This window comes from Massilia sp. P2_C2, from assembly GCF_056404615.1.
The window spans coordinates 1-17,100 of the sequence record NZ_JBFUDR010000126.1 but is presented as its reverse complement, the minus strand read 5'-3'; the positions used below and the strand labels follow the sequence as shown (position 1 = coordinate 17,100).

The window sequence follows — 17,100 nt, the reverse complement described above, 5'->3', positions numbered from 1 at the left end:
CGCCGGGGCAGGCGCGGCCGCTTCCAGCGGCGCGGCAGCGGCCGCGGGCATCTCGCGTTCGCGGCTGCCGCCGGTCTGCAGGCCGCTGGAACCATCGTCCAGGAACAGGTCGTGCGCACGGACCACGTCGTGCAGGGCGGCCGGGGCGCCGCGCACGGCGACGGCGTTCAGGCGGTACTTGCGGAGCAGCGCGACGAGCGCCTCCCAATCGATGTGCGCGGCCTCCTCGGCGATGCCGGCGATGTCGATGACGGCGAATTCATCCTCGAAGAAATCCGATACACCCCCGGTCATCTGCTTCAGCGCGGCATCGATCGCAATCGGATCGGCCGAGTGCAGGATGGTCGAAATGGCCACGACCGTGGAGATCTTGATTTCGATGGGCAGGGAGCTCGGGCTTTTGGACATAAATCAATGAGGTTGGCTTAGCCCATGCATTCTACTGTGAAATTTCAACCAAAGGAAAAGGCTTTCGGACCGTGTCTGGATGGGCGGCAATCCCTGTTTCCAGAACAAAAAAAATGCACAAAAAGACGCTCATCATTAAGCAAAATCAAAAAAGGGGCTGTTTTTTCCGTTGAATAAGCTGATAAGATTGATTTTGCTTAAACAAACTTTAAGCGAGGTCACTAATATTGTTGGCTTTCCGTCCAAGCCTGAGCTGAGATTGTGATTCATCAAGCGCACGACATGGTTGACCTACCGCGTAGTCCGGTTTCTGATGCCTCCCATGCGAACCACGCATGCGGAGCCGGCACCGGCTTGACGCAAGCGTTGCGCTGGTTTTTTGCATCTTCCAGGCCTGCTCGGAACAAGACCGACAGCAGGGCTGTCCACTCATTGAACCCCGGCCGCTGGGGCCGGGATACCGGAGATTGATATGGAAGATGTCGTAATCGTGGCCGCTGGCCGTACTGCAATCGGCAAGTTCGGTGGCGCGCTCGCAAAAATTCCGGCTGCCGAGTTAGGCGCCCAGGTCATCAAGCACCTGCTGGCCAAGTCGGGCATCGCCCCGGATGCGGTCAGCGAAGTCATTCTGGGCCAGGTCCTGACGGCCGGCGTCGGCCAGAACCCGGCCCGCCAGGCCGTCATCAAGAGCGGCCTGCCGGATACCGTCCCGGCCTTCACCCTGAACATGGTGTGCGGCTCCGGCCTGCGCGCCACCCACCTGGCAGCCCAGGCCATCAAGTGCGGCGATGCCGACATCGTGATCGCCGGCGGCCAGGAAAACATGAGCGCGTCGCCGCACGTGCTGAACGGTTCGCGCGACGGATTCCGCATGGGCGATGCCAAGCTGACCGACACGATGATCGTCGACGGCCTGTGGGACGTCTACAACCAGTACCACATGGGGGTGACGGCCGAGAACGTCGCACGCAAGTACGAGATCTCGCGCCAGGAACAGGACGAATTCGCGCTGCAGTCGCAGCTCAAGGCCGAGGCCGCGCAAAAGGCCGGCAAGTTCAAGGACGAGATCATCCCGATCGAGATCGCCTCCAGGAAGGGCACCACCGTCTTCGATACCGACGAGTATCCGAAGCATGGCGCCACGCTGGAAGGCTTGACCAGCCTGCGTCCGGCCTTCAACAAGGAGGGCTCCGTGACTGCCGGTAACGCTTCCGGCCTGAACGACGGCGCCGCCGCCGTGATCATGATGTCGGCCTCGAAGGCCAAGGCCCTGGGCCTGACCCCGCTGGCACGCATCAAGGCCTATTCGTCGGCCGGCCTGGATCCGGCCATCATGGGCATGGGCCCGGTCAACGCCGCCCGCCAGTGCCTGGAAAAGGCCGGCTGGAAGCACGAAGACGTCGACCTGATGGAGATCAACGAAGCGTTTGCCGCCCAGGCCGTCGCCGTCAACAAGCAGATGGGCTGGGACACGTCGAAGATCAACGTCAACGGCGGCGCCATCGCGCTGGGCCACCCGATCGGCGCCTCGGGTGCGCGCGTGCTGGTGACCCTGCTGTACGAAATGATCCGCCGCGACGCCAAGAAGGGCCTGGCGGCCCTGTGCATCGGCGGCGGCATGGGCGTGGCCCTGGCGGTCGAGCGCTGACGAGACACGACGCGGCGCCGGCCATGGCGGCGCCGCGTCTGTAGAAGCAATTCCGTAGTTAAAACAATGTGTGTGCGCTATTAAAGCGAAAAACTAGGAGAAGACAATGGCTAGAGTGGCATTAGTGACCGGCGGCATGGGCGGCCTGGGTGAAGCGATCTGCATCAAGCTGGCGGCGCTCGGCTATAAAGTCGTGACGACGTACTCGCCGGGCAGCAAGAAAGCCGAAGGCTGGCTCGCTGCGATGCGCGAACAGGGTCATGACTTCAAGGCCTATGAATGCGACGTGTCCGACTATGATTCGGCCCAGGCCTGCGTGGCCAAGGTCGTGCAGGATGTCGGCCCGGTCGACGTGCTGGTCAACAACGCCGGTATCACCCGCGACATGACCTTCAAGAAGATGGACAAGGTGAACTGGGATGCGGTCATGAAGACCAACCTCGATTCCGTGTTCAACATGACCAAACCGGTCACCGACGGCATGGTCGAGCGCAACTGGGGCCGCATCATCAACATCTCGTCCGTCAACGGCCAGAAGGGCGCGTTCGGCCAGACCAACTATTCGGCGGCCAAGGCCGGCATCCACGGCTTCACGAAAGCCCTGGCGCTGGAAGTGGCGCGCAAGGGTGTCACCGTGAACACCATCTCGCCGGGCTACATCGGCACCAAGATGGTCACCGACATCCCGGCCGAAGTGCTGGAATCGAAGATCCTGCCGCAGATCCCGATGGGCCGCCTGGGCAAGCCGGAAGAAGTGGCTGGCCTGGTCGCCTACCTGTCGTCGGACGAGGCAGCCTTCGTCACCGGCGCCAACATCGCCATCAACGGCGGCCAGCACATGCAATAAGCCATGGCATAGCCATGCGACACCGCCTTCGGGCGGTTTTTTTTTGCCGGACGGTTAGGCCGCGCCATGAAAGTTCGGGGTCAGAGCACATTTACTCGAAAATTCGGGGTCAGAGCCTATGTGTTCCAAAAGCGCAGAAGCGACAATTTGTGGTGCAGTAGCGTTATCCGCATCGAATTGGCGGCGCCTCGCGTTTGAACATGCCCGCTGACCATAGCTCAAAAAAGTGCTCTGACCCCGAATTTGTTGGCTGCGCCATGTGGGGGCCATGTGTCGTATCCTCATGACGACGGCCGCCGTCGGGCGCGCGTGGGAAAAGGCGATGATCGATGCTGAACAAGTGAAGGCCGTGGTGCGCATGGCGGCGCCGCAGCGCTATGAATATTTCGTCAAGCGCGTGGCATCCTCGGGCACCGTGTGGGGCCTGTACCGCAACGGCTGGGCGCTGGCGAAGAAGGATGACGGTACACTCGTGTTCGCGATGTGGCCGGACGAGGAATTCGCCCGGCTGTGCGCGGAATTCGAGTGGGAGGGTTATGAGCCGCATGCGTTTTCGCTGGACGAGCTGCTGGGCGAGCTGCTGCCCCAGCTGCAGCAGGACGGCCTCGTGGCCGGCATTTTCCGCACGCCGGGCTCGAAAGGCGTGATGCCGACGCCGGGCCTCTTGCGCGTCGACATCGAGGACGAATTGCGCAGCCTCGACGCCTAACGAGAAGGAATATCATGAACGCATTGCCGCACGGTGCGCTGGCCTTGTCCAGCCTGGAAGAACAGATGCTGCAGCCCGGCGTGAAAGGCCTGCCGCTGACCGCGCCGCTGCGCCAGGGCGCGATCGGCGTGCAGGGCTGGAACGTGCTGCATGGCGACACCAGTTATCCCGTCGCCGTACTCAAAGCGTCGGCGCTGCGCCACAAYCTCGACTGGATGCGCGACTTCTGCGAACGCCATGGCGTGCGCATCGCCCCGCACGGCAAGACGACGATGTGCCCGCAGTTGTTCGGCGCCCAGCTCGCGAACGGCGCCTGGGGCATCACCCTGGCGAACGCCGTGCAGGTGCGGGTGGCGCACCGGTTCGGCGTGCGCCGCGTGCTCGTCGCCAACCAGCTCGTCGCGCGCAGCGATGTGCGCATGGTGTTGCAACTGCTGCACGACGATCCGGGTTTCGAATGCGTCGTGCTGGCCGATTCGCTCGCGGGCGTCGCGCGTTTGGCGGAGGAAGTCGAGGCGCATCCGCTCAGTTATCCGCTTATGCGGCCTTTGTCCGTCCTGGTTGAACTGGGCCTGTCGGGCAAGCGCGCCGGCTGCCGTACACCGGAAGAAGCGTTGACGGTGGCCCGCGCCATCGAGCGCGCGCCGGGCCTCGTGCTGGCCGGCTTCGAGGGCTACGAAGGCTTGCTTGTGTCGGACGACCATGACGCCGATTTGCGCGCGGTGTCCAGCTTCATCGCGCGCCTGTGCGCGCTCGTGCGCGAGGCGGACGACGAAGGCCTGTTCGGCACGCGCGAGATCCTCGTGACGGCGGGCGGCTCGTCGTACTTCGACCTGGTCGCGCGCGGGTTCCAGGAATTGCACGGGTTGTCGCTGCCGCTCGTGCCCGTGCTGCGCAGCGGCTGCTACCTGACGAGCGACCACGGCATGTACCAGCGCCACATCGAGGCACTCGATGCGCGCGAGGGCGTGGCACCGGGAGAAGGGTTGCGGCCRGCGCTGGAGATCTGGAGCGTCGTGCAATCGCGCCCGGAGCCGGGGCTGGCGATCCTCACGATGGGCAAGCGCGACGCGTCGCACGACGCCGGTCTGCCGCTGCCCCTGTGGCACCACCGGCCCGGTCCCGGCGCCGCGCATGCGCTGCCGGACGGCTGCGAGATCGTCAAAATGAACGACCAGCATGCCTACCTGCGCCTGCCGGAAGGGCCGGTGCGCGAGATGCTCGCGGTGGGCGACCTGGTCGGTTGCGGCATCTCGCATCCATGCACGACGTTCGACCGCTGGCCGTTGCTGCTGGCCGTGGACGACGACTACGCTGTGTGTTTTGCGCTCAACACTTTCTTCTAGTCCGGCCGGGCGGTAGGCTACAATCGGTTGTCGTTATTGCAGACCGATTCCGCCATGCCCGCCACGCCGCCGTCGCTATTCCCTCCGATCCTCCCGAATCGCCACGGCATGCTGGCCGTCGACGATGTGCACACGATTTATTGGGAAGAGGTGGGTAATCCGAACGGCATCCCCGTCGTGTTCCTGCACGGCGGCCCGGGCGCGGGCCTGTCGCCGCAGCACCGCCGCTTCTTCGACCCGAGCGCCTATCGCGTGATCCTGTTCGACCAGCGCGGCGCCGGCAAGTCGACGCCGCTGGGCGAATGGCGCAACAACACGACGCAGTTGCTGATCGACGACATCGAACGCTTGCGCAACCTGTTCGGCATCGAGCGCTGGCTCGTGTTCGGCGGCTCCTGGGGCTCGACCCTCGCGCTGGCCTACGGGCAGGCGCACCCGCAGCGCTGCCTCGGTTTCGTGCTGCGCGGGATTTTCCTGTGCACCCCGGCCGAGATCGAATTCTTCCTGTACGGTGTACAATGGTTCTATCCGGAGCTGTACGACGACTTCATCGCCCCGATTCCGCCCGAGGAGCGCGGCGACCTGCTGGCGGCCTACACGAAGCGCCTGCTGTGCGACGACCCGCAGCAATACTGGCCCGCCGCGCGCGCGTGGAGCCGCTTCGAGGGCCGCCGCGTATTCCTGCTGCCGCAGGAAGAAGAACATTCGTCCGACACGCTCGACCTGGGCGTGGGCCGGCTCGAATCGCACTACATGGCGCACGGCGGCTTCCTCGAGCCGGACCAGCTGATCCGTGACGTCGGGCGCATTTCTCACCTGCCCGCGGTGATCGTGCAGGGCCGCTACGACGTGATCTGCCCGCCGTTGTCCGCGCACCGCCTGCACCAGGCCTGGGGCGGATCGCGCCTGCGCATGATCCCGGACGCCGGCCACGGCGCGCTGGAGGTCGGCATCGCGCGCGCCCTCGTTGCCGCCACGGAGCAGTTCAAGCGCTACGGCCGCTTCGATTGACATCACCATAACCCGGGACCCAGGCCCCGCCTGCTACACTGTTCCCAGCTTCTTACAATAACGACAAGCTACTCCGCATGAATATCCAGACCAACGACATCGGCCATGTCATCCAGCTGTCGATCGCGCCCGTGTTCCTGCTTACCGGCGTGGCGACCAAGCTGACGGTACTGATGAACCGTCTCGCACGCATCATCGACCGTACCCGCGACCTCAAGATCGAGCTGCGCAAGGGGCCCGACCCCGAATGCAGCGAGGAACTCGAGGTGTTGTACCTGCGCTGGCGGCTGATCAATTATGCGATCACGTCCAGCACCGGCTGCGGCTTCCTGATCTGCGTGGTGATCGCCTGCCTGTTCCTCGGCGATACCACGAACCTGCCGCTGGACCGCTACATCGCCGGCATGTTCGTGGTGGCCATGGTCGCCCTGATTTCCAGTTTCGTTTTCCTGCTGCGCGAAGTAACCGTCTCGTTCCGCTACATGCGCATCCACCGCCACGACACGCCGGCCCGGCCGGATTAGACTCACGAATCGAGAGCATCATGCATGACTATCAACGCCCCCCGACCCTGCACCGCTACGGCCTGCGCGCCGAGCTGGAACTGGCGCTGTCGACCGGCCAATTCAAACTGCAACCCGAGAACGGTTTCCTGACGCTGTCGTTCTCGACCGCATGGAACAAAGGCCTGTTCGACGTCCTCGGCCCGGCCGACAGCTGCCTCGTGATCCACAACACGGAGGAATTCGGCGAGCGCCTGCACCGCGCCGTCCAGCGCACGCTGCCCAACTGGGCCGGCATCGACGGTCCCGTCGAATACGGCATCCGCTCGCGCCTCGGCGTGGCCTTTTCGCGACCGATTGCCGATGCCCGCGAAAAGGAGTGGAAGTTCGCGTGGCGTTCGCTGGCGCCGCATACGAGCCTGAACCCTGTCACGGTGCGCATCGGCAACATCGAGCAGTTCGCCGAACTGCGCTCGCCGGAGAGCTATCCCGCCTGATGCGCGGACGGCGTGGCGATTGGAACCACGGCTCGACGACATCCCGGTGTAATGCCGGGATCGTTACTAACGCCACGCCCATGATTGTGATACGCCGGTGCACACGCCATTTTTAACTGCAAAGAAAAAGTAGTGTGAATTCATAGGCATTCTATCCATGGCCTCGCTCCCTAGAATGGCATTCAGCTCAACCCACCACCCGAATGTCAAACCAAGGAACCCGAACCATGACTACCCACTTACGGCCGAAATACATCTCCTTCGATTGCTACGGCACGCTGATCAACTTCCAGATGAAGGAGAAGATGGAAGAGCTCTTCGCCGACCGTGTCTCCCCCGAGGACATGCCGCAGTTCACGACGGACTTTGCGCGTTACCGCCTCGATGAAGTGATGGGCGACTTCAGGCCGTACGACGAGGTCCTGTGCAATTCCGTGGAGCGCACCTGCCGCCGCTGGGGTGTCGAATATCGCGACAACGAAGGCTTGAAATTCTACGAGGCCGTGAAGACCTGGCAGCCGCACCCGGACGTGCCGGCCGCGCTGGCCAGGCTGGCGAAGGAATACAAGCTGGTGATCTTCTCCAACTCCATGGATGACCTGATCCCGCACAGTGTCGAGAAGCTGGGTGCGCCTTTCCACCGCGTCTACACCGCGCAGCAGGCGCAAGCCTACAAGCCGCGCCTGCAAGCCTTCGAATACATGATCGGGCAGCTGGGCTGCAGCCCGGAAGACATCCTGCATGTGTCGTCGAGCATGCGCTACGATCACCTGTCGGCGGACGATGTCGGCATCAAGAACAAGGTCTTCGTTTCGCGCGGCCACGAGCCGGCATGGCCGGTGTGGGGCTCCATCGAGATCAAGGACCTGAGCGGCCTGCCGGCGCTCGTCGGTCTGTAAGGCGATGCGGATGAACCCGGCAAGCCACCTGGACAGGATGCAGCGATGAAACTGGAATCTTACTGGCTCGATACCGCACCTGCCTTCACCGCAGGCGCAGAAGGTCCGGTTGCCGGACGTGCCGACGTCGTCGTGGTCGGGGCGGGCTTTACCGGGTTGTCGGCGGCGCTGGCGCTGGCCAGGCGCGGCGCCTCCGTGACCGTGCTCGAAGCGGGACGCGTCGTGGGCGAAGCGTCCGGCCGGAATGGCGGGCACTGCAACAGTGGGCTCGCACATGACTTTGGCGCGCTGGCTGCGCGCCTCGGCGTGGAGAAGGCGCGCGCCTTCTACCAGGCCTACGATGCGGCGGTCGACGTGGTCGAAGGCATCGTCAGGCAGGAAAACATCGCCTGCGACTTCGCGCGTGTCGGCAAGCTGAAGCTGGCCGCCAAGCCGGAGCATTACGACAAGCTGGCGCGTGCCTGCGATTTGCTGCGCCGCGAGGTGGACCCGCATGTCGAGATGGTGCCGGCCGCCGGCATCCGTTCGGAAGTGGGGTCGGCAAGCTTCCATGGCGGCCTGCTGCAGAAGACCAGTGCGCAGATGCACGTCGGCAAATTCGGCGTGGGGCTGGCGCAAGCCGCTGTCCGTGCGGGTGCACGCGTGTACGAGAACGCCGCAGTCACCGGCCTGGACCGCCGTCCCGACGGCAGCTTCCGCGTCACCAGCCCGCGTGGCAGTATCGATGCCAGGCAAGTGCTGCTGGCGACCGGGAATTCCCGCACCGGCCCGTTCTTCCATTTTCGCCGCCGCATGATCTCGGTGGGCAGTTTCATCATCGCGACCGAGCCGCTGGAGTCCGCGCTGCTGGATCGCCTGCTGCCCCACCGCCGCAACTACGTCACGTCCAGGAATATCGGCAACTACTTCCGCATTTCGGCCGACAACCGCCTGATCTTCGGTGGGCGTGCGCGCTTTGCGATGTCCAATCCGCGCTCGGACCAGAAGAGCGGGCGTATCCTGCGCGCGGCCATGGAAGCATTCTTCCCCGAGCTGCGCGAGGTGCGCATCGACTACTGCTGGGGCGGACTGGTCGACATGACGGCCGACCGCCTGCCGCGCGCGGGCGAGCATCGCGGCATGTACTACTCGACGGGCTATAGCGGACATGGCGTGCAGATGTCCGTGCACATGGGACAGGCGATGGCCGATGTCATGGATGGCCGCCCCGAACGCAATCCATGGCGGGATCTGGCGTGGCCGGCGGTTCCCGGCCACTTCGGCAAGCCCTGGTTCCTGCCTGTCGTGGGCGCCTACTATCGCTTCCAGGACTGGTTGCGCTGATATTCGGCTACCACTTCAACCCGGGCGCCTGCGGTTTCCCCGCGCTTTGTGCAAAACTATTCACGAGAAAGTCAGTGAAAGCCCGCACGCGCGGCGAGCGCGCCTGCCGCTCGGCATAGACGGCGAAAATATCCGCCGGCTCCGTCGCATAGTCCTCCAGAAGGATCACCAGCCGGCCGGTCCGGACGTACTTGGCGATATCCCACTCGGCCCTGAGCATCAGGCCATGTCCGGCGAGGACCCAGTTGAGCGCCACCTCACCGTCGTTGCTGGAGAGTGTTCCGCGCACCTTGACGGTGTCGGTCTGTTTTCCTTTTGAAAAGCGCCACGAGCCATAGGCCGTCTCGTTCTGTCTCAGCACGATGCAGTTGTGGCGGACCAGGTCGTGCGGTACCTTCGGCACGCCATGCGCCTTGAGGTAGGACGGTGCCGCGCAGACGAGGCGACGGTTGGGCGCAATACGCCGTGCCACCAGGCGGGTATCCGGAATCTCGCCGAACCGTATGCCGATCTCGAAGGTGTCGTCGACGAGACTGAGCGGATGGTCCGTCAGCTGCAACTGGACTTCCACCTCGGGATACTGCTTGATGAAGCGGGAAACGATCGGCGTGATATAGGTCCGACCGAAACCCAGCGGCGCGTTCACCCTGAGCAGGCCCTTGGGAGCAAGGCGATTCTGCGCGACCTGCTGTTCCRTCTCCKCGAGCTCCGTCAGTATCCGGCGCGCGCTGGCAAGAAACTGTTCTCCTTCATCGGTCRGGCTGAGCCGGCGCGTCGTACGGCGTACCAGGGCAACGCCCAGGCTCTCTTCGATTTTTGCCAACCGCTTGCTGACCGCCGCCGGGGTAATGCCGAGTTCACGCGCCGCCGCCGACAGGCTGCCCTGCTTGACGATCTGCTGGAAAAAGCTCAGGTCGGGCGAGTGAATCATCTTTAACCCCAGCGAAAAAGTAGTTTGGATTCAAGGAAATTTTATACCATATCCCACTCGCTGTAATGACGCCGTTCCGATGATTGCCTAGGCGACGCCGCCCTGGCACTGATATTTGGTCTGCATGTAATCGTCCAGGCCGTAACGCGAGCCTTCGCGGCCATAACCCGACTCTTTGACACCGCCGAAAGGCGCCGCTTCCGAGGAAATCACGCCTTCGTTGACGCCGACGATGCCGGCCTGCAGCCGTTCGGCCACACGCGCCACGCGCGCGATGTCGCGCGAATAAAAATAGGCGGCCAGGCCATAAGGCGTATCGTTGGCGCAGCGGATGACCTCGTCCTCGCCGGAGAAGCGGAACAGCGGCACGACCGGACCGAAGGTTTCTTCCGAGGCCAGCGCCATCTCGTGACTGGCTTCGGCGATCACCGTCGGCATGAAGTAGTTCGGGCCGCACGCGCTGTCGTCCTGCACCCGCGTGCCGCCGGCCAGCAGCTCGCCGCCGCGCGCCAGCGCGTCCCGCACGTGGCTCTCGATCTTGTCCACGGCGCGGGCATTGATCATCGGGCCGATCTGCGCGTCGTCGCGGGTGGCCGGTCCGACGCGCAGCGCCGCTACACGCTCGACCAGCTTCGCGGCGAACGTCGTGTAGACGGCGTCGTGCACATAGACACGGTTCGGGCACACGCAGGTCTGGCCGCCGTTGCGGAACTTGGCCGCCATCAGGCCGTCGACCGCCGCATCCAGGTCGGCATCCTCGAACACGATGAACGGAGCATTGCCGCCGAGTTCGAGCGACAGGCGCTTCAGCGTGCCCGCCGACTCGCGCGCCAGGTGCTTGCCCACCGCGGTCGAACCGGTGAACGTGATCTTGCGTACCCTGGCATCGTGCAGCCATGCGCCGACGACTTCCTGCACCTGCGCGCGGGAAGAGGTCACGATGTTGAGCACGCCGGGAGGAATGCCGGCCTCTTCCGCCAACCGCACCAGCGCCAGTGCCGTCAGCGGCGTGTCTTCGGCCGGCCTGGCGACGACGGTGCAGCCGGCGGCAAGCGCAGGGGCGATCTTGCGGGCAATCATCGCCAGCGGGAAGTTCCATGGCGTGATCGCGGCGATGACGCCGACCGGTTCCTTCGTCACCGTCAGCTTCTTGCCGCGCACCTGTTCCGGAATGATGTCGCCGTAGGTCCGGACGGCTTCTTCCGAAAACCATTCCACATACGACGCACCGTAGGCGACCTCGCCACGCGCTTCCGCCAGCGGCTTGCCCTGCTCGCGCGAGATGATCCGCGCCAGGTCTTCCGTATTGGCGACGATCAGCGCATGCCAGCGCTTGAGCAGGCGCGCCCGCTCGCGCGCGGGAAGCGCGCGCCAGCCCTCGAAGGCGGCGTGCGCGGCGTCGGTGGCCATCTGCGCGTCCACCGTGCCGCTGTCCGGCACGCTGGCGAAGGTGGCGCCGGTTGCCGGGTCGGCGACCTCGTGCCGGCGTCCGCTGAGGCAGTCGCGCCATTGGCCATCGATGAAGTTCTGTTCCTTGAGCAGGTCGGTCAGATTAAGAGTCAGAGACATGGTCGAAAGTCCTTATGTAGTTGATGCATGCATGAAGGGACGCTTTATGCGTCGCGTTAACTTTTGTGCGGTCACGGTCCAGGGAAGGTGTGGTGGGAGAAAGGCAGGGGCGGCGGACCRTCAATCCTGACCGTTGAACAGCTTTTCGATCGGATAGTGGCTTTTGACGAACGTCGATTTGATCACGATGTAGCTGAAGTATTTCTCGATATTGACGCCCTGCCTGAGCACCTCCTCGGCGATGCTGTGGTAATGGGTCACGCTGCGGGTCACGAACTTGAGCAGGTAATCGAAACCGCCGCTGACCAGGTGGCATTCGACGATCTCGTCGACGTTGCGGACGGCAGCGTCGAACCGCGCGAAGTCTTCGCGGCGGTGGTCCGACAGCGTTACCTGGGTAAACACCACTTGCATGTCGCCCAGCTTTTCCAGCTGCACATGGGCGCCGTATCCGGTGACGTAGCCTGCCTTCTCCAGGCGCTTCACCCGAATCAGGCAGGGGCTGGGCGAGAGGCCGACGGCATCGGCCAGGTCCACGTTCGTGACCCGGCCGTTGCGTTGCAGGTGGCTGAGGATGTGGATATCGATCCGGTCGAGTTTTGGCATGTCGTACATCGTCGTTATCCACCGTGTCCTGCAATCCTTCGATACCGGCTACCCTGTTCCCTGGCGTCGGCGTGAAGATTATTTGACTGCCCGGCGTACTTCGGGCTGGTCGAGCACTTCGTCCAGCGTTTTCTTCAAGCGGTCGAACAGCAGGTCGAAGTCGGCCGCGGTATAGCACAGGGCCGGCGCGAAGCCGAGGACGTTGTCGCCGAAGGCGCGGAACACCACGCGGTTGCGGTATGCCGTTGCGGCGATGCGCTCGTGCAGCTTGAGCGAGGGATCGAAGCGTGCCTTGCTGGACTTGTCCGCCACCAGTTCGAGCGCGCCGAGCATGCCGCGGCTGCGCGCTTCGCCCACCAGCGGATGCTTGAGCAGGCTGCGCAGACCTTCTTCGAAGTGCGGCGCCTGGGCAATGCCGTTGGCCATCAGGCCGCCTTCGGTGTACAGGCGCAGTACCTCGAGGCCGATGGCGGCGCTGACCGGGTGCGCGGAATAGGTATGGCCATGGCCGACCGGCACGCTGGCCGGCGTGCCGTCGGCGATGCCTTGGTACACCGCGTCGGACAGCATGACGGCGCCCATCGGGGCGTAACCGGACGTCAGGCCCTTGGCCATCACCATCAGGTCCGGCTCCACGCCTTCCTCTTCGCAGGCGAACATCGGGCCGGTGCGGCAAAAGCCGGTAATGACTTCATCGACGACGAACAGGATGTCCAGTTCGCGGCACGTGTCCTGCATCGCTTTCAGCCAGCCCCTGGGCGGCACGATGACGCCGCCGGAACCCTGGATCGGCTCGCAGAAGAAGGCGGCCACATTGTCCTGGCCCAGTTCGCGCACCTTGGCGCGCAAGGCGTCGACCGACGTACGGATGACCGTTTCCGCATCGGCGCCGGCCGGATTGCGGTAAGGATAGGGAGAAGGAATCTTGTGCTGGTTGGGCAGCGGCACGTCGAAATTGTGGTGGAACACGGCAAGCGCGGTCAGGCCCGACCCCTGCGCGGACGAGCCGTGATAGCCGCGTTCGACCGAGATGAACTGTTTCTTTTGCGGCCGGCCGGTCGAGTTGTAGTAGTGCGTGATGAAGCGGATCGCCGAGTCGTCCGCATCGGAACCGCCAAGCGTGAAATACACATGGCGCAGCGAGGCCGGCGCCAGCTCCACCAGGCGTGCGGCGAGGCGGATCGCCGGCTCGGAACCGAAGTGGAAGTAGCCGGTGGCATACGGCAGCTTCGCCATCTGTTCGGCCGCGGCCTTGACGACGCTCTCCTGGCCGTAGCCGACATTGACGCACCACAGGCCGGAGAAGGCATCCAGCAGCTCATCGCCCTGTGCATCGCGCAGGTAGGCGCCGTGTCCCGATTCGAGAATCGTGACGCCGCGCTGTTCGTGGGTGCGGTAGTTGACGAGAGGGTGGATCAGGTGGTCGCGGTCCAGTGCGATGAGAGAATTGGACGAATGGGTTTGCATGGTGAGTTCCGTGTCAGTTCTTGCGACGAGGGAAGATCAACGGTACGACCGGCCATGCGACGTGCCAGGGCGATTGGGTTGATCAGGGCGATGCCATTCTATCCAGCGAGAAATCTATTAAAACTCCCATCAATTCACACTACTTTTTCTTTGGAGTTAAAGATGATCGACTCGCCTGCCCTGTGCTTTTTTGCGGAACTCACGAAAAAAAAGCCGGGCAAGCGCCCGGCCGAGCTGGAGCCGGGCTTAGTGCCCGGCGCCGCTACTGCCTTTTTTGCTTTTCTTGCTCCGGTAATTCGAGGCAGGCTGCGCCGTCTGGTCGCCCTGGCGCGACATGTTGGCGCCGCTCTGCATGGAGCCCGTCGACGATTCCAGCGAGCCGCCTTTCTGCTGCTGTTCCATGCCGCTGTAGCCCGACTGGCGCGATGCGTTCAGGCGGTCTTCCTCGCCGCGCGCCTGCATGCGCTGGGCGCTCTGGCGGGCGCTCCAGCCGGCCTGCTGGGCGCCGGCACCGCCGCGCTGGCTGCCGATGTTCGCATCGACGCTGCCCTGCAGCGAACCGCGGGCGCGCAGCGAAGCGCCTTGTTGTTCGATATTCGCCGACTGGACATTCGCGCTCCCCGGCGCCACCCAGCCCGGTGCGCGCGGCTGCTGGCTGCCTTCCGCGACGGGGACGATCTTTTCCTTGGCGATGCCACGGGCGCGGGTGCTGTCCGGTCCTTTTTGTTTAGACATTTGATCCTCCTTGAGCTGCGCATGCGGATGCGCTGACAGGAGGATCATGCGCGCGGGGAACGCGTTATTCCAGAGGAAGAGGGAGCGCACCTTTGTAGGACTGGAACTACTAACTTTTCCTTGCGAAACAAAGGCTTGCGGTAGGGTGGGCATTTGAGGCCGGGGGGGATTGATGCCGGGGGCATCAATCCAATGAGACGTGCCCACGCGGACGTTGGCGGACCCGGGACGTTCGCGTGGGCGGGGGCCGCCCACCCTACTTTTTACTTCTTGCGTACGACGACGCAACCGATCGAATAGCCGGCACCGAACGAGCAGATGACGCCGTTGGCGCCGCTGGCCAGGTCGTCCTGGTACGAGTGGAACGCGATGATCGAACCGGCCGACGACGTGTTCGCGTACGTGTCGAGGATCACCGGCGCTTCTTCCGGCGTGGCGTCGCGGCCGAGCAGGGTGCGCACGATCAGCTGGTTCATGCCCAGGTTGGCCTGGTGCAGCCAGAAGCGGGACATGTCCTCGATCTTCAGGCCCGCGCCTTCGACCGTGTCGCGGATCATCGCCGCGGCCATCGGGCATACTTCCTTGAACACCTTGCGGCCCTGCTGGCGGAACAGTTTATCCGGCTGGCCGATGCCCGCTTCGTCGAAGCGGTTCATGAAGCCGTAGTTGTTGCGGATATTGTTCGAGAACTTGGTCTTCAGCTTCGAATCGAGGATCTCGAACTGGTGTTCGCTCGTGGCCGTCCCGGCCGCCTCGATGACCATCGCCGTGCAGGCGTCGCCGAAGATGAAATGGCTGTCGCGGTCGCGGAAGTTCAGGTGGGCGCTCGTGATTTCCGGATCCAGCACGAGCACGGCGCGCGCCTGGCCCGTCTGGACGGCGGCGGCGGCCGTCTGGATCGCGAACGTGGCGGACGAGCAGGCGACGTTCATGTCGAAGCCATACCCCTCGATGCCGAGCGCATCCTGCACCTCGACGGCCATGGCCGGGTAGGCGCGCTGCATATTGCTTGCGGCGACGAGCACCATGTCGATGTCGGCCGGCGTGCGGCCCGCGCGGGCCAGGGCCTGGCGCGCGGCGGCGACGCAGATCTCGGCCTGCAGGGAGAGTTCCTCGTCGGCGCGCTCCTTGATGCGCGGCGTCATGTGGGTCGGATCGAGGATGCCGTCCTTTTCCATCACATGGCGCGACTTGATGCCGGACGCTTTTTCGATGAAGGCGCTGCTGGACGGTTCCAGCGCGGCGATTGCTCCGGCCGCGATCTGATCGGCGTGCTCGGCGTTGAACAGGTCGACGTAGGCATTGAAGGCCGTTACGAGCTCATCGTTGGAGATCGAATTCGGCGGCGTGAACAGGCCGGTGCCGCTGATGACGACAGATTTCATAATGGATTTTCATATTCAATAGCGGGAAGCAACATCCCGGGAATCAGTCGATTCTACACAATCGTACTGACGGTGGGAATTGTGGTTGATCGGACATAAAGCCTGTCAGTACAGGCGTTGTGCGAGATCAGTGCTGGGCCAGAGAAGCCGGCGGCTGGACGCGTTTCGACAATTGCACCGGCAAGCCCTGCAGATGATGCAGCGCCTGGGTCAGCTGGAAATCGTCGGCGCTGCCGAATTCGAGCGGCTTGCGCGACCGCTCGGCCGCGAGGATGCGCATCTGCTCCTCGATGTCGTCGCGGTTCGTCGCATCCTCGGCCGTGCGGTCGTTGCCGTTCGCGAGGTGGTGGCGCAGGTCGGCCTCGCGCATGCGCAGGGCGTTCAGGCCGTCCCCGTCGGCGTTCTCGTCGACGGGGACGTCGGGGACGATGCCGCGCGCCTGGATCGAGCGGCCGCTCGGCGTGTAATAGCGTGCCGTCGTGAGCTTCACCGCGGTGTCGCCGGCGAGCGGACGGATCGTCTGCACGGAACCCTTGCCGAACGTCCGGCTGCCGACGATGGCCGCGCGCTTGTGATCCTGCAGGGCGCCGGCGACGATTTCCGACGCCGAGGCGGAGCCCGTGTTCACCAGCACGACCATCGGAATGGTTTTATACAGGTCCGGCACCTTGTCGAGCGGATCGGTGCCGCGGCTGAGCAGGTAGTACTCGGGGCTGCCGTAGAACCGCGCGCGCGATTCCTCCAGCTGCCCGTTGGTCGAGACGATTTCCGCATTCTTCGGCAGGAACGCTGCCGCCACGCCGATCGCGCCCTGCAGCAGGCCGCCGGGGTCGTTGCGCAGGTCGAGCACGACGCCTTTCAGGTTCGGTTCCTCGTGCGCCAGCGCGGCCAGTTTGGCGGCCAGGTCTTCCACGGTCGGTTCCTGGAACTGCGATACGCGCACCCAGGCGTAGCCGGGCGCGACGATCCTGCCCTTGACGCTTTTCTGCACGATCTCGTCGCGCATGATCGTGAACGACAGCGGCGCCGGCACATCCTTGCGCAGCACGGCGAGCACGACCTTCGTGCGCGGCTCGCCGCGCATGCGCTTGATGGCATCGTCGAGGTTCATTTCCTTCACGGCCGCGCCATCGATGTGCGTGATCAGGTCGCCCGCGCGGATGCCGGCGCGGGCGGCCGGTGCGTCCTCGATGGGGGTGACGATGCGGATATAGCC

General features: G+C 64.2%; 16 protein-coding genes and 1 pseudogene. 9 read left to right on the top strand and 8 right to left on the bottom strand.

The genetic code is table 11. The features are described 5' to 3' along the window. Positions 1–408 (bottom strand): annotated as a pseudogene (locus AC1DYX_RS15940) (septum site-determining protein MinC); the annotation flags it as partial. Positions 409–880: 472 nt separating this feature from the next. On the opposite strand from AC1DYX_RS15940, the gene AC1DYX_RS15935 reads away from it, so the two are divergent. The 9 genes from AC1DYX_RS15935 (at position 881) to AC1DYX_RS15895 (ending at position 9,191) form a co-directional block, all read left to right on the top strand. Further along, the gene (locus AC1DYX_RS15935; RefSeq protein ID WP_477260456.1) at positions 881–2,056 is read left to right on the top strand and encodes an acetyl-CoA C-acetyltransferase; all 1,176 of its coding nucleotides are present in this window, start codon (positions 881–883) and stop codon (positions 2,054–2,056) included. Positions 2,057–2,162: 106 nt separating this feature from the next. Further along, positions 2,163–2,903 (top strand): acetoacetyl-CoA reductase, encoded by a 741-nt coding sequence (gene phbB, locus AC1DYX_RS15930; protein ID WP_477260454.1) that lies wholly within the window; start codon positions 2,163–2,165, stop codon positions 2,901–2,903. Between the two features lie 268 nt (positions 2,904–3,171). Next, positions 3,172–3,612, top strand: coding sequence for a DUF2750 domain-containing protein (locus AC1DYX_RS15925; protein WP_477260453.1), 441 nt, complete (start codon positions 3,172–3,174; stop codon positions 3,610–3,612). 14 nt (positions 3,613–3,626) lie between these two features. After that, the gene (locus AC1DYX_RS15920) at positions 3,627–4,958 is read left to right on the top strand and encodes an amino acid deaminase (RefSeq protein WP_477260452.1); all 1,332 of its coding nucleotides are present in this window, start codon (positions 3,627–3,629) and stop codon (positions 4,956–4,958) included. 54 nt (positions 4,959–5,012) lie between these two features. Further along, positions 5,013–5,969 (top strand): prolyl aminopeptidase, encoded by a 957-nt coding sequence (gene pip / locus AC1DYX_RS15915; protein WP_477260451.1) that lies wholly within the window; start codon positions 5,013–5,015, stop codon positions 5,967–5,969. A 77-nt stretch (positions 5,970–6,046) separates the two neighbouring features. Continuing rightward, positions 6,047–6,493, top strand: a complete 447-nt coding sequence (locus AC1DYX_RS15910) for a DUF2721 domain-containing protein (RefSeq protein WP_477260450.1) — start codon at positions 6,047–6,049, stop codon at positions 6,491–6,493. Between the two features lie 20 nt (positions 6,494–6,513). Further along, entirely contained in the window at positions 6,514–6,969 is a 456-nt protein-coding gene (locus AC1DYX_RS15905; RefSeq protein WP_477260449.1) for a hypothetical protein, read from the top strand. 227 nt (positions 6,970–7,196) lie between these two features. After that, the gene (locus AC1DYX_RS15900; RefSeq protein ID WP_477260448.1) at positions 7,197–7,868 is read left to right on the top strand and encodes a haloacid dehalogenase type II; all 672 of its coding nucleotides are present in this window, start codon (positions 7,197–7,199) and stop codon (positions 7,866–7,868) included. Between the two features lie 45 nt (positions 7,869–7,913). Then, on the top strand, positions 7,914–9,191 hold the full coding sequence (locus AC1DYX_RS15895) for an NAD(P)/FAD-dependent oxidoreductase (protein ID WP_477260446.1): 1,278 nt from the start codon (positions 7,914–7,916) through the stop codon (positions 9,189–9,191). A gap of 7 nt (positions 9,192–9,198) precedes the next feature. On the opposite strand, the gene AC1DYX_RS15890 is transcribed toward AC1DYX_RS15895, so the two are convergent. From AC1DYX_RS15890 to AC1DYX_RS15860, 7 genes are all read right to left on the bottom strand, one after another. Beyond that, positions 9,199–10,122, bottom strand: coding sequence for a LysR family transcriptional regulator (locus tag AC1DYX_RS15890; protein WP_477260443.1), 924 nt, complete (start codon positions 10,120–10,122; stop codon positions 9,199–9,201). Positions 10,123–10,209: 87 nt separating this feature from the next. Further along, positions 10,210–11,691: an NAD-dependent succinate-semialdehyde dehydrogenase gene (locus AC1DYX_RS15885; RefSeq protein WP_477260441.1), complete on the bottom strand. Its 1,482-nt coding sequence runs from the start codon at positions 11,689–11,691 to the stop codon at positions 10,210–10,212. A 120-nt stretch (positions 11,692–11,811) separates the two neighbouring features. After that, positions 11,812–12,306 (bottom strand): Lrp/AsnC family transcriptional regulator, encoded by a 495-nt coding sequence (locus tag AC1DYX_RS15880; RefSeq protein WP_477260439.1) that lies wholly within the window; start codon positions 12,304–12,306, stop codon positions 11,812–11,814. Between the two features lie 69 nt (positions 12,307–12,375). Beyond that, a complete protein-coding gene (locus AC1DYX_RS15875) occupies positions 12,376–13,764 on the bottom strand; it encodes an aminotransferase class III-fold pyridoxal phosphate-dependent enzyme (protein WP_477260437.1) in 1,389 nt (462 codons plus the stop codon). A gap of 246 nt (positions 13,765–14,010) precedes the next feature. Next, the gene (locus tag AC1DYX_RS15870; protein ID WP_477260436.1) at positions 14,011–14,499 is read right to left on the bottom strand and encodes a hypothetical protein; all 489 of its coding nucleotides are present in this window, start codon (positions 14,497–14,499) and stop codon (positions 14,011–14,013) included. 263 nt (positions 14,500–14,762) lie between these two features. Then, on the bottom strand, positions 14,763–15,884 hold the full coding sequence (locus tag AC1DYX_RS15865; RefSeq protein WP_477260434.1) for a beta-ketoacyl-ACP synthase III: 1,122 nt from the start codon (positions 15,882–15,884) through the stop codon (positions 14,763–14,765). Between the two features lie 127 nt (positions 15,885–16,011). Then, on the bottom strand, positions 16,012–17,100 hold a 1,089-nt coding region (locus tag AC1DYX_RS15860), incomplete at its 5' end, for a S41 family peptidase (RefSeq protein WP_477260433.1).